Source organism: Terrabacter koreensis (genome assembly GCF_054783315.1).
The window spans coordinates 1,657,455-1,669,963 of sequence record NZ_BAAGQU010000004.1; the positions used below are offsets into that span (position 1 = coordinate 1,657,455).

A 12,509-nucleotide genomic window follows, 5' to 3' on the forward strand; every position below is an offset into this window, starting at 1 on the left:
GACATGACGACCAGCCAGGCGGTGCCTGAGCCGACCGCCAGGGGACGGTTCCAGCACGACGTGAGATCTACTGCAGCACAGGGCGACTCGCGTGTGGGGCGCATCTCCGTGCGGCGAAGGGCGCTCGATCTGGTCGTGGCCGTCACCGGTCTGCTGGTGCTCGCGCCCGTTCTCGTCGCCGTTGCCGTCGCGGTGCGGCTCTCCAGCCCGGGACCGGTGATCTTCCGGCAGGTGCGGCTCACTCGTGGCCGGGCACCCTTCACCTTGTACAAGTTCCGCACCATGCGCGTCGGGACGCACGGTCCTGAGGTGACCCGGAAGGGAGACCCTCGCGTCACCGCCCCGGGTCGCCTGCTGCGCAGGACGAGCCTCGACGAGCTGCCGCAGCTGGTCAACGTCCTCCTCGGCCAGATGACCCTGGTGGGCCCGCGACCCGAGACACCGGCTCTGGCGAGCCTCTATCCGGACAACGTCGCGTGGGTGCTCGACGAGACGCCCGGGCTCACCGGCCCGGCCCAGATCACGCTGCGTGACGAGGTCAGCTTTGTCGACGGGACCGGCGGTCCGAGCGTTTCGGCGGTCGACCCCGAGGTGCTGGAGCAGTGGTACGCCGAGCAGCTCGTGCCCCGTCGGGTGGCCGCCGACCTGACGTTCCTGCGTCATCCGACGCTCGGCGCGACGCTGCGCGTCATCTGGTGGACGGCCCGCTACCTCGTCACGGGGCGACCGCCGGAGACACGGCTCGACGGCTGACGAGCGGGTCGCAGCGGGCGTTGAGGCACTCGCCGGTCCCGAGGTCGAACTCGAAGTTGTGCGCGAGGCAGCGCAGCACGCCGTCGCGCAGCACCGCGCCGTGTGCCAGGTCCTCCCCGGCGTGTGGGCAGTAGCGGCTGACCTCCCACTCGCGTATGCCGTCCGCCCACCGCTCGGGGAGCGTCACCGTGTCCTCGGGGTCGCGTTCGGTCTCGTAGCGCTCCACCTCGTCGAGGGCGGCTGCGTCGGCGTGCTTGAGCAGCCCGACGAGGTAGTCGTTGTAGCGGTCGGGGTCGCGCCAGCACGAGATTCGCAACGACAGGAAGAGGTCCTCCCAGCGCACCCGGCCGGTCAGCACCGCGTCGAGCCAGCGGGCCTCGACGGTGATGCGGTAGGCGGGTGCCGGAGTGCTGCCGGTCAGGTCGACGCGGCAGCGTGTGGGTCCGAGCTCGACGTCCCACGTGCCGCCGTCGGCCCCGCCGACGACGAAGCGCACCGTCATCGCGATGCGGTGCAGGAAGTAGTCGGACAGGGCGCCGAGCTGCTCGAAGTGGCGGGTAAAGCGCTGGTCCAGGCCGCTCCCGCGGGGCGGGTCCGGGAACGCGGCGTAGACGGCGGCGAGGTCGTCCGTGCGTCGGGCGGCGTAGTCGGAGAGGTAGTCGTGGAGGTCGTCGGGCAGGCGCCCTGCCAGACAGGACGTGTCGCGGTCGCCGGCCAGCCGGAAGCCGTCCCAGTGCGGGTCCCGCTCGACGACGCCCGTGCCGACGTCGACGCGGTCACCGGGGAGCAGCCGCTCGACCCTCTGGTCGCGCAGCCGTGAGCGCAGGTACGCGGCCGCCTGCGCCGTGTCGGGGAAGATGCCGGGCGGTGCGATGCGGTCGTTGTGGTGCGCGAGGGCCGGGTCCAGGAAGCAGGGCGGGCCGGCATACGGCAGCACGACCTTCGGGGGCGCCGCCCGCACCAGTCGGCTGACCGCCTTGAACTTGCCGAGGCGCTTGTCGGCGCTCATCGAGGCGACCACCTCGGGCGGGTACTCGTAGCAGATCGGGTGCCACGACGCCCCGGACATCTGCACACCCATGAGGTCGATCGGGCGACCGACCTCCTCGACCGCCCGGCGCAGCTGGGCCGTGGTCAGCCGGGCGTCGTTCGTGTGCAGGATCGCGTGACCGGAGACGAACAGCAGCACCGCCGCGTCGTGGCACATCGGTGACTGCTCCTGGATCACCGTCATCCAGTCGCCGTGCCGGTCGAGGGCGAGCCGCTCCCACCGGTCGAGCTCGACGACGACGTTGCGGATGCCGGCGCCCCTGAGGCGCGAGAGCATCTCGGGGGCCGGGTAGTGCGGGATGACGATGCGCACGTGCTCGGGCAGCAGGCGCAGCAGGTCGAGGTCCAGGTGGTCCAGGTGCTCGTGCGAGATCGACACCCAGTCGGCGTCGAGCACGTCGGGCCGCAGCAGGTGCGAGTTGTCGGGGAAGGGGAACCACGAGCCGAGGAAGGCGCCCTGGGGAGACATCCACGGGTCGCAGAGGAGGCTGACGTGGGCGGCGTCGACCCGCAGGCCCGCGTGTCCGAGCGAGGTGACCACAGGTGCGACCATGCCGCCATCGTGCGGTCCGAGGCAGACCGTGACGACCCGTCCGCAGCCGAGCCCGGCCTACGGCGATCGACGTAGGGCGCGGACCTCGCCGCGCGTCCGCGCCAGCCCTTCTCGCGTATGCCGCCCGGTCGGCTACCGCGTGTGCCGCCGGTTGCGCAGGTCGACCGCGCTGGCGGCGAGCGCCACGGCGACGAGGACTGCGCAGACCTTGAGCGCTCCGCTCGGGTCGAGCCCTCCGGCTCCTCCGGCACCGGCGTAGAAGACGGCGCCCACCAGCGCGATGCCCATCGCCGTCCCGATGCGCTGGCCGGTCTGCAGCAGACCGCCGGCCGTGCCGGCCCGGTCGACGGGCACGCCGTCGACCGCGAGGGTGATGTTGGGGGAGATGACGAGGCCGCTGCCGATGCCGGCCACGAGCAGCGGCGCCACGAGCCACCAGCCGAGGCCGGGACCGTCGGCGGCCGCGACCGTGATGTCGACGCCGACGACGCCGACGAGCACGACGACGAGACCGGTGGTCACGAGCAGGCGGCCGTACCGGCTCACGAGCCGCCCGCCGAGGGCGGACGTGACGGCGGAGCCGAGCGCGAACGGGGTGACGGTGAGACCGGCCAGCAGCGGCGAGTAGTGCAGCTGCTGCTGAACGTGGATGGTCAGCACGAAGAAGATCCCGGTGAACCCGCCGAAGTAGATGGTGCCGACGGTCGCGCCCGACGGGTAGCCCCTCACGCCGAAGAGCGAGAGGTCGACGAGAGGCTCTCGTCCGAGGCCGGTGTAGCGACGTTCCCACGCCAGGAACGCCCCCACGAAGGCCAGGCCCACGAGGCCGACCCACCACGGCACGGTCGAGCCGCCACGGCCCGACTCCACCACGGGCAGCAGGATGCCGAGCACGCCCGCCCCCAGCAGCAGCACCCCGATCGGGTCGACGTCGATGCCGCGCCCGCGAGCCCGCTGCGGAGGGGCCGGGAGCCAGCGCATCGCGAGGACGACGGCGGCGGCCGCGACGGGCAGGTTGACGAAGAAGATCCACCGCCAGCCGGCGTCGGCGCCGAGGGCGTCGAGCAGCACGCCACCCACGACAGGACCGACCGCCGTCGAGATCCCGATCGTCGCACCGAGCAGGCCGAAGGCACGCCCGCGCTCGGCCCCTCGGAACAGCTGCTGGATGAGACCCGAGACCTGGGGGTTGAGGATGCCCCCCGCGGCGCCCTGCACCAGCCGCGCCACGACGAGCAGACCCGCACTGGGCGCCAACCCGCAGGCGAGGCTCGACAGGCCGAACAGCACCACGCCCACGACGAAGACCGTGCGCCGGCCGAGCGCGTCGCCGATGCGCCCCGACGGCACGAGAGTCAGGCCGAAGGCCAGCGCGTAGCCCGACACCACCCACTGGAGGTCGCTCGGCGTGGCGTCGACCCCGCCGGCCCGCCCGTCACGAACCCAGGATCCCGGTCGTCGCGTCGTCCCTGCGCCCACCGAAGAAGTGGTCGAGCACCCGGCCGAACAGCTCCTCGTCCGACGGGTCGGTGGCGGCCCGCTCGAACAGCGTCATCGACGACCGCAGCTTCGTGGCGTCGATGCCTCCCAGCACGGCGACCGGGTCACGCTCGCTCAACGCGTCCAAGGCCCCGGCGCACTCGCGCAGACGGGGTCCGAGGACGGGGTGGTGCAGGTAGGCACGTGCCTCGGGAAGGCCCGACACGGCATACGCCCTCGCCATGTCGCTGCGACCGAGCCCGGCGACCTGGGGCAGCACGAACCACATCCAGTGGCCGCGCTTGCGGCCCGCACGCAGCTCGGCGAGCGCAGCGACGTACGCACCGCCACGGTCCTGCGCGTCCACGAACCGCTGAAGGTCGAAGGGGTCGTCACTCATACCCCCGTCGTACCCGGCCTCCGTGCACGCGGGAACCATCGTGGCCCGACCGGGGTAGGCGGGGTGGGAGGGGAGCCAGGCAGCAAACAGCCCCGCTCGCCGTCGGGTGAGCGGGGCTGTTCGTCTGCCCACTCGAGAGTGGGCACGGATGCGGCAGTCCCTCCACGAACCAGCCAACCTCCGTGTGGCGACAGCCTTGTCAGTCCGTCGTCATCAGGTAGACGATCGACGGCCCAGTTCATGACGCGGTTTTTGCGAAGATCTTCGAAACGCGGACGAGTCCGCCCGCGCTGCCGTTGCGGTGGTGCTGGCAGCACGAGCGGACTCGCTGTGGCTTCGCTCCGCTCAGAGGTCGCTGAGCCGTCGTTCGACCTCTGGCTCCGCTTCGCTCCGCTCAGAGGTCGCTGAGCCGTCGTTCGACCTCTGGCTCCGCTTCGCTCCGCTCAGAGGTCGAAGTACATCTCGAACTCGTGGGGGTGCGGGCGGAAGCGGATCGGGTCCACCTCGTTCTTGCGCTTGTACTCGATCCACGCCTCGATGAGGTCGGCCGTGAAGACGTCGCCCTCGAGGAGGTAGTCGTGGTCGGCCTCGAGCGCCGCGAGCACCTCGGGCAGCGAGCCCGGGACCTGCTCGATCGCCGCGTGCTCCTCGGGCGGCAGCTCGTAGAGGTCCTTGTCCACGGGCTCCGGCGGCTCGATGCGGTTCTTGATGCCGTCGAGGCCGGCCATCAGCTGGGCGGCGAAGCAGAGGTACGGGTTCGCCGACGGGTCGGGAACGCGGAACTCGATGCGCTTGGCCTTGGGCGAGGTGCCCGTGATCGGGATGCGCACGCACGCCGAGCGGTTGCGGGCCGAGTAGACCAGGTTGACCGGGGCCTCGTAGCCCGGGACCAGGCGGTGGTAGCTGTTGATCGTCGGGTTGGTGAACGCCAGCAGCGAGGGGGCGTGCTTGAGCAGGCCGCCGATGTACCAGCGCGCGATGTCCGACAGGCCGCCGTAGCCGCGCTCGTCGTAGAAGAGCGGCTCGCCGTCCTTCCAGAGGGACTGGTGCGTGTGCATGCCCGAACCGTTGTCGCCGAAGAGCGGCTTCGGCATGAAGGTGGCGGTGTGGCCCTGCGCCCACGCGGAGTTCTTGACGACGTACTTGAACTTCATGAGGTCGTCGCCCGAGTGGAGCAGCGTGTTGAAGCGGTAGTTGATCTCCATCTGGCCCGCGGTGCCGACCTCGTGGTGGCTGCGCTCGACGTTGAGACCGACCTCCTTGAGCTCGAGGCAGATCTTGTCGCGGAAGTCGGCGAAGTGGTCGACCGGCGAGACGGGGAAGTAGCCGCCCTTGTAGCGGGTCTTGTAGCCCTTGTTGCCGCCCTCCTCCTCGCGGCCGGTGTTCCACGCGGCCTCGACGGAGTCGATGAAGTAGTAGCCGGCGTTCTGCTTCGTCTCGAAGCGCACGTCGTCGAAGACGTAGAACTCGGCCTCGGCGCCGAAGTAGGCGGTGTCGGCGATGCCGGTCGACTTGAGGTACTCCTCGGCCTTGCTCGCGATGTTGCGCGGGTCGCGGCTGTAGCGCTCGTCGGTGAACGGGTCGAGGATCGAGAAGTTCATGACCAGCGTCTTCTCGGCGCGGTACGGGTCGATGAACGCGGTGGCGGGGTCCGGGACCAGCTTCATGTCGGACTCGTGGATCGCCTGGAAGCCGCGGATCGAGGACCCGTCGAACATCTGACCAACGGTGAAGAAGTCCTCGTCGACCGACTCAGCCGGCACGTTGAAGTGCTGCATGACACCGGGCAGATCGCAGAACCGAATGTCGACGAACTTGACGTCCTCGTCCTTGATGAACGTGAGGACCTCGTCAGCTGAGCTGAACATCCAACCTCCTATGTGGGGCGAGGTCGCCCCTCTGTCGCGGCGCTCTGTCGAGCGGCCGGGATCGAGTGACGGCCCCGTGCTGTCGTCGACGACACTACCGACCGGCGATTTCTCGGCCATGACCCGGATGTTTCGCGGGTGTTACGGATGCACAGGCCCGGGCAAAGCACACAGCCCGTGTCTCGTTACGCTTGCACCGTGGTGGACCGCAAGGATTTCGGCTCGTGGCTCGAGGGCCCGAGAGCGCGCACGAGCGCGGACGGACAGTACCGGGGACGCGACCTGGGCCTGCCCGACAAGGGGCCCGGCTCGATCGGCGGCTTCGGCATCCGGCTCGTCGGCGTCCTCATCGACTGGGGCATCGCCTCGCTCATCGCAAGGGGTCTCTTCTCGGTGCCGCTGCCGTTCTCGCAGCCGCCGGCGACCGGGGCCCAGAACTTCGTGGTGCTCGGCGTGTTCGCCGTCATGCACCTGCTGCTCGTCGGCACGCTCGGCTACACCATCGGCCACCGCATCATGGGGCTGCAGGTGCGGTCGCTGTCCACGGGCCGGGTGATGCCGGTCCAGGCGGTCGTGCGCACGATCCTGCTGGCGATCTTCATCCCGGCGGTCGTCTGGGACCGCGACGGGCGGGGCCTGCACGACAAGGTCCCGGGCACCGTCCTGGTCCGCACCCGCTGACCCGCCCAGCGATCGAAAGAGCAGTTCGTCCTCCTCACAGCGAAAGAGCAGTCCGTCCGCGAGGGACGAACTGCTCTTTCGATCGGGGGTCACTTGCCGCGCAGGGCCTTGCGGTCCATGCGGGCGCGCGTCGGGTCGACGCCGGGCGGCAGGGGAGCGCGCAGGCCGCCGAGCGCCTTGAGACGCTTGTTGACCATGGCCATCTCGTCCTTGGTGATCTGCGGCTTGAGGCGCTGGACCTTGCTCGCGAGCTTGGGCAGGGGGATCTCGTTCTCGCCGTTGCCGACCCGGAGCGTCGTGACCGGCACGCCGGGGGCCACGCGCTCGACGCGCTTCTTCTCCGCGGCGAGCAGCTTCTGCACGCGCGACGTGGGGCCCTCGCCGACGAGCACGACGCCCGGGCGGCCGAGGGCGCGGTAGACCATCGCGGCCGAGCTGATGTCACCGGCACGGGCCACGTCGGCGGCGACCGGCTCGCGGTCGGTGTACCAGCCGCGGCGGATCGAGGTGAGCGCAGCGCCGGCGGCACCGGCCTGACCCTCGATCTGGCCGTAGGCGGCGCGCTCGGCGCGCCGGCTCATGACGATCGTCGCGGCGAGGATGCCGAACAGCACGCCGAACGCACCGAAGATCCACGGCAGCTTGACGATGAAGCCGACGACGAGCAGGACGCCGAACGTCACGAGGAACGCCAGGAGCATGTACCAGCCGATGAGCGGGTCAGCCTGCCTCGAGATCCGGTAGACGTCGCGGATCTGGGACAGCCGTCCCTGCTTCTTCTCCTGGGGCCCGGTCGATGCGTCCCCGTCCTTGTTGCGTGCCATGGTGCTCAGGATACGGCGCTCTGTGCGCGGGCCACCAACGACGCCGCCTCCTGGCGGGCGGGGGACTCGGCGGCCTCGGCGAGGTGCGCGAGGTGGGCCGGGATCTCGCGACCCCACTTGCGCATCGCGGTGGCCCAGAGGCGGCCTGCGCGGTAGGACGAGCGCACGAGCGGGCCGGCCATGACGCCCTTGAAGCCCATCTCCTCGGCGACCTCGGACCAGTGCACGAACTCCTCCGGCTTGACCCACCGGTCGATGGGGTGGTGCAGCTTCGAGGGGCGGAGGTACTGGGTGATCGTGAGGATGTCGCAGCCGGCGTCGTGGAGGTCGCGGATGGCCTCCTCGATCTCGGTGTCGGTCTCGCCCATGCCGAGGATGAGGTTGGACTTCGTGACGAGCTGCGCCTCGCGGGCCATCGTCAGCACCTTGAGCGACTTCTCGTAGGTGAAGGCAGGCCGGATGCGCTTGAAGATGCGCGGCACGGTCTCGAGGTTGTGCGCGAACACCTCGGGGCGGGCGTCGAAGACCTGGCCGACGAGCTCGGGCCTGGCGCCGAAGTCGGGAGGGAGGATCTCGACGCCGGTGTTCGGGTTGAGCAGATGGATCTGGCGGATCGTCTCGGCGTAGAGCCCGGCGGCGCCGTCGGGCTGGTCGTCGCGGGCGACGCCGGTGACGGTCGAGTAGCGCAGCCCCATCTGGGCCACGGACTCGGCGACGCGGCGCGGCTCGTCGAGGTCGAGCGAGGTCGGTCGGCCCGTCGCGATGTCGCAGAAGTCGCAGCGCCGGGTGCAGACGTCACCGCCGATGAGGAAGGTGGCCTCCTTGTCCTCCCAGCACTCGAAGATGTTGGGGCAGCCGGCCTCCTGGCACACCGTGTGCAGGCCCTCGGACTTCACCATCGAGTGCAGCGCGGTGTACTCGGGGCCCATCTTCGCGGTCGTCCGGATCCAGGACGGCTTGCGCTCGATGGGGGTCTCGGCGTTGCGCGCCTCGACGCGCAGCAGACGACGGCCGTCGGGAACGACAGACACACGGGCTCCTTGGTCGGGACTTCCTGCTCCGGACAGGTTACGCCTCATCGACAACGCTCCCGACCACGGCCGTATGCCGTGGGGCGGGCTCAGGCGTCCTCGTTGGCTCGCGCCTCGGCGAGCCGTGACACGAGAAAGGCCCGCTCGACGTCGTTCCCGGTGAGCGTGAGCGCCTCCTCGTACGCGGTCGCCGCCTCGGGCCAGGCGCCCAGGCGACGCAGCAGGTCGGCCCGGGTGGCGCTCACGTAGGGATACGTCGCGACGGATGGGTCCGCGAGGAGTGGCTCCAGCGCGGCGAGGCCCGCCCGCGGCCCGTCGCGGAAGCCCAGCGCTGCCGCGCGAGCGAGGGCGACGACCGGCGACGGCCACAGGTCGAGGAGCACGTCGTAGAGCCCGACGACCTCGGCCCAGTCGGCCGCCTCCCAGCTCGGCGCCTCGGCGTGCACGGCCGCGATGGCCGCCTCGACGGTGTGCCGCCCAGGAGGTCCCTGCCCCAGAGCCTCTCCCACGAGCGCCGCCCCCTCGGCGATGAGCCGGTGGTCCCAGCGCGAGCGGTCCTGGTCGGCGAGCAGGACCAGTGTCCCGTCCTCGCCCACCCGCGTGTCACGTCGTGCGTGGGCGAGCAGCATCAGGGCCAGCAGGCCGGTGACACCGCTGGCATCCGGCAGCAGCCGGTGCAGCATGCGGCCCATCCGGATGGCGACGTCGACGAGGTCCTGCCGCACGAGCCCGCTCCCGCTCGGCGCCGTGTGCCCGGCCGTGAAGACGAGGTGCAGCACGTCGGTGACCGCGCCGAGGCGCTGGGGCAGCTCGTCGCGCGACGGCACGCGGTAGGGGATGCGCGCCGTCGCTATCTTCCTCTTCGCCCGGGTGATCCGCGCGGCCATCGTCGACTCCTGCACGAGGAACGCGCGTGCGACCTCCGCGGTCGACAGGCCGCAGACCAGCCGCAGGGTGAGGGCGACCTGTGCCTCCGGCGCGAGCGCCGGGTGGCAGCAGGTGAAGACGAGGCGCAGACGGTCGTCGGGCACGGCCCGCTCGTCCACGGCATACGGCTCGGGGTCGCTCTCGTCGACGACGAGCATCGGGAGCAGGCGCCGACCGTGCGCCTCCCGACGCACGACGTCGCGGGCGCGGTTGCCCGCGACCGTGGTGAGCCAGCCGCCCGGCCGCCGGGGTATGCCGTCCGCCGGCCACCGCTCGAGGGCTCGCTCGAACGCGTCCTGCGTGCACTCCTCGGCGAGGTCGAGGTCGCGCGTGACCCGGGCTGTCGAGGCGAGCACGCGCACCCACTCGTCGCGGTGCGCGCGTGCCACGGCGGCGGCGACCTCGGGCGGTGGCGCGGACGTCACGGTGTCGGCTCAGCCGTGGTCGACGATCGGGCGCACCTCGACGGCCCCGTGCCGCTCGCGCAGCTCCGGCAGCATCCTGGCCAACCCGACGGCGGCGTCGAGGTCCGGCACGTCGACGATGTAGAAGCCGCCGAGCGCCTCCTTCGTCTCCATGAACGGTCCGTCGGTGACGAGCGGAGTGCCGTTGCCCGAGGCGCGCAGGGTGGTCGCCGTCGTCGCCGCCTCGAGCTCCTCACCACTGAGGCGACCGGCGCCGGCGGCCCGCGAGAAGGCGATGTGGCCCGCCTCCTTGGCCTCGAGCTCCTCGGGCGTCTGGGCGTCCCACTCCTGCTCGCTGCCGTAGATGAGGACCAGGTACTTGGCCATGTCGGTGTCTCCTTGCTTCGGTGTCCGCCGGTGTGTCCGGCTACCCGTACGACGAACGGCTTCGCGCCGGATCGACAGGTCAGGTCCGGATCACCGCACCGTCACGTGACGTCGCGGCGGCGGAAGGCGGCGAGGGCCGCGGCGACGAGCACGACGCTCACGACGAGCAGGTAGACCCAGCCGTGCGTGTAGGTGATCGTCTGTTCGGCGAAGGTGCACCCGTCGGCGGTGCACCGCTCGGCGGCGTACGGAAAGCCCTTCTCGAGGAACGCGAACGCGTTCGGCACGATCGCGAAGGGCGTGAGGCGGCCCTGCAGCAGCGCGTGCACGGCGAACCCCTCGACGAGGACGACGTAGCCGAGCACGAAGCCGACGACGGCGGCGGTGTGCCGCACGAGCAGCCCGAGCGTGGCTCCCAGCAGCCCGGCGAGCAGGACGACCACGACGGCCCGGAGCGCGAGCTGCCCCAGGGACTCGTCGAGCGGTGTCGGGTCGGGCAGCTGCAGGTCGGAGCCCGGCCGGTTCACGGTGGCGACCATGTGGGCACCGAGGACGAGCAGGACGACCGCGGCGGCGGCGAGAGCCGTGGCGCCCATCGCGGCGGCGACCAGCTTGCTCGCGGCGACCTCCAGGCGGCGCGGCTTGAAGGTGAGCCAGTTGCCCATCGAGCCGGTGGTGAACTCCGCGGCCACGAAGCTGCCCATGAGGATGAGCACGAGGAAGCCACCCACCGACACGAGCGGCTCCATCGCGGACTGCGTGATGGTGTCGGCGATCGGCACGACGATGCCCATCTCCTCGAGCGTCGGGTTCTGGATCGTGCCGATGGTGTCGCAGCGGAAGTCGATGCCGGGGTCGCCGGTCCGCTCGCGCTCGAGCGCCTGCTGCTCGCGGCAGTCCTCGAGCATCTGCGGCAGCTGGTCCTTCATCTCGGCCTGCTGCCGCTTGTTCTCCTCGAGCATGATCGTGTACGAGTCGAGCTGCTGGGCGAGGCGCTCGGGCGTCGAGGACTTGTACGCGTTGTAGACCATCGCGAGGACGAAGAGCACGATGCCGGCGAGCACCGCCTTCGTCAGGCGGCGCCACCAGAGGCGCTTCAGCTCCACGCCGACGAGCCCGGCGAACGACGCACCCGTGGGGCGCATCTCGCTGCGCGGTCGGGCGTCGGGGGAGATGAGGGTGTCGGTCATGCCGCGTCCCCCTTCGCGCCGCCGCCGGCCGCCCGGTCGGCATCGGTGCCGAGGCCCTGGTCGGCCGTGAGCGCGAGGAAGGCCGACTCGAGGTCGGGGCGCACGGGGACGAGCTCGTTGACGTAGAGGCCGTGGCCGGCCAGCGCCCGCGTGACGGCCGCCGGGTCGTCGGCGGCGACGAGGAGGTGTTCGCCCTCCCGCGTCGGGCTGAATCCCTCGGCGCGGAGCACCTGCTCGGCCCGGTCGGGGGCGGCCACGCCGACGCGCACCTGCGCGACCCCGGTGCCGCCGAGGATGTCGGCGACCGGGCCCTCGGCCAGCAGCGCGCCATGCCCGATGATCGAGACCGTGTCGGCCACGTGCTCGACCTCGGCGAGGATGTGCGAGCTGACGAGCACGGTCTTGCCGCCGGCGCCGAGCGAGCGCATGGTGTCTCGGACCTCGCGGATGCCGGCGGGGTCGAGGCCGTTGGTCGGCTCGTCGAAGATGAGCAGATCGGGGTCCTTCAGCAGGGTGGCCGCGATGGCCAGACGCTGCTTCATGCCCAGCGAGAAGCCGGCGTAGCGGTCGCGGCCGCGGTCCTGCAGGTGGGTGGCCTCGAGCACCTCGTCCACACGGTGGCGGGGGCTTCCGATGGCGCCGGCCAGCAGTGCCAGGTTCTGACGGGCGGTGAACGCGGGGAAGAACTTCGGCGACTCGACGATGGCCCCGACCCGGTCGATGACGTGGGGGAGGCGACCCGGCACCGCCTCGCCGAAGACCTCCGCGGATCCCGAGTCGGCGCGGACGAGCCCGAGGAGCATGCGGATCGTCGTCGTCTTGCCCGAGCCGTTGGGGCCGAGGAAGCCGTGGACGCCCCCGAGCGGCACCGTCATGCTGAGGCCCTGGACGGCGACCCGCCGCGCGCCGCGGCTCAGGTACGTCTTGCGTAGGTTGACGGTGCGGACGGCAGCGTCCATCGA

General features: G+C 71.2%; 12 protein-coding genes. 2 read left to right on the forward strand and 10 right to left on the reverse strand.

The features are described from left to right. Window positions 1-3 precede the first annotated feature (3 nt). Window positions 4-753, forward strand: a complete 750-nt coding sequence (locus ACYVNR_RS10455) for a sugar transferase (protein WP_461048010.1) — start codon at window positions 4-6, stop codon at window positions 751-753. Here the strand turns inward: ACYVNR_RS10455 and ACYVNR_RS10460 are convergent. The 4 genes from ACYVNR_RS10460 to glnA all read right to left on the reverse strand — a co-directional run bounded on the left by ACYVNR_RS10460 (window position 716) and on the right by glnA (window position 6,103). After that, entirely contained in the window at window positions 716-2,356 is a 1,641-nt protein-coding gene (locus ACYVNR_RS10460) for a Rieske 2Fe-2S domain-containing protein (protein ID WP_461048011.1), read from the reverse strand. The two genes, ACYVNR_RS10455 and ACYVNR_RS10460, sit on opposite strands and share 38 nt — an antisense overlap. A gap of 132 nt (window positions 2,357-2,488) precedes the next feature. Then, window positions 2,489-3,835: an MFS transporter gene (locus ACYVNR_RS10465; protein WP_461048012.1), complete on the reverse strand. Its 1,347-nt coding sequence runs from the start codon at window positions 3,833-3,835 to the stop codon at window positions 2,489-2,491. After that, the gene (locus ACYVNR_RS10470; protein ID WP_045192593.1) at window positions 3,792-4,235 is read right to left on the reverse strand and encodes a DUF1810 domain-containing protein; all 444 of its coding nucleotides are present in this window, start codon (window positions 4,233-4,235) and stop codon (window positions 3,792-3,794) included. Before ACYVNR_RS10470 ends, ACYVNR_RS10465 begins: the two co-directional genes overlap by 44 nt. Window positions 4,236-4,678: 443 nt before the next feature. Further along, window positions 4,679-6,103: a type I glutamate--ammonia ligase gene (gene glnA / locus ACYVNR_RS10475; protein ID WP_458800316.1), complete on the reverse strand. Its 1,425-nt coding sequence runs from the start codon at window positions 6,101-6,103 to the stop codon at window positions 4,679-4,681. Between the two features lie 198 nt (window positions 6,104-6,301). On the opposite strand from glnA, the gene ACYVNR_RS10480 reads away from it, so the two are divergent. Continuing rightward, window positions 6,302-6,784 carry an RDD family protein gene (locus ACYVNR_RS10480; protein ID WP_461048014.1) on the forward strand — a complete coding sequence of 161 codons (483 nt, stop codon included), beginning with the start codon at window positions 6,302-6,304 and terminating at the stop codon, window positions 6,782-6,784. A gap of 89 nt (window positions 6,785-6,873) precedes the next feature. Here ACYVNR_RS10480 and ACYVNR_RS10485 read toward each other — a convergent pair whose 3' ends face one another. The 6 genes from ACYVNR_RS10485 to ACYVNR_RS10510 all read right to left on the reverse strand — a co-directional run bounded on the left by ACYVNR_RS10485 (window position 6,874) and on the right by ACYVNR_RS10510 (window position 12,506). Next, the gene (locus ACYVNR_RS10485; protein ID WP_461048015.1) at window positions 6,874-7,608 is read right to left on the reverse strand and encodes a DUF4191 domain-containing protein; all 735 of its coding nucleotides are present in this window, start codon (window positions 7,606-7,608) and stop codon (window positions 6,874-6,876) included. Between the two features lie 5 nt (window positions 7,609-7,613). After that, window positions 7,614-8,639, reverse strand: coding sequence for a lipoyl synthase (gene lipA / locus ACYVNR_RS10490; protein ID WP_045192588.1), 1,026 nt, complete (start codon window positions 8,637-8,639; stop codon window positions 7,614-7,616). A gap of 89 nt (window positions 8,640-8,728) precedes the next feature. After that, on the reverse strand, window positions 8,729-9,991 hold the full coding sequence (locus ACYVNR_RS10495; protein WP_461048017.1) for an RNA polymerase sigma factor: 1,263 nt from the start codon (window positions 9,989-9,991) through the stop codon (window positions 8,729-8,731). A gap of 9 nt (window positions 9,992-10,000) precedes the next feature. After that, window positions 10,001-10,357, reverse strand: coding sequence for a YciI family protein (locus ACYVNR_RS10500; protein ID WP_045192586.1), 357 nt, complete (start codon window positions 10,355-10,357; stop codon window positions 10,001-10,003). A gap of 101 nt (window positions 10,358-10,458) precedes the next feature. Then, on the reverse strand, window positions 10,459-11,547 hold the full coding sequence (locus tag ACYVNR_RS10505) for a hypothetical protein (protein ID WP_461048019.1): 1,089 nt from the start codon (window positions 11,545-11,547) through the stop codon (window positions 10,459-10,461). After that, on the reverse strand, window positions 11,544-12,506 hold the full coding sequence (locus ACYVNR_RS10510) for an ABC transporter ATP-binding protein (protein ID WP_045192582.1): 963 nt from the start codon (window positions 12,504-12,506) through the stop codon (window positions 11,544-11,546). The genes ACYVNR_RS10505 and ACYVNR_RS10510 overlap by 4 nt, the downstream gene beginning before the upstream one ends. Window positions 12,507-12,509 lie beyond the last annotated feature (3 nt).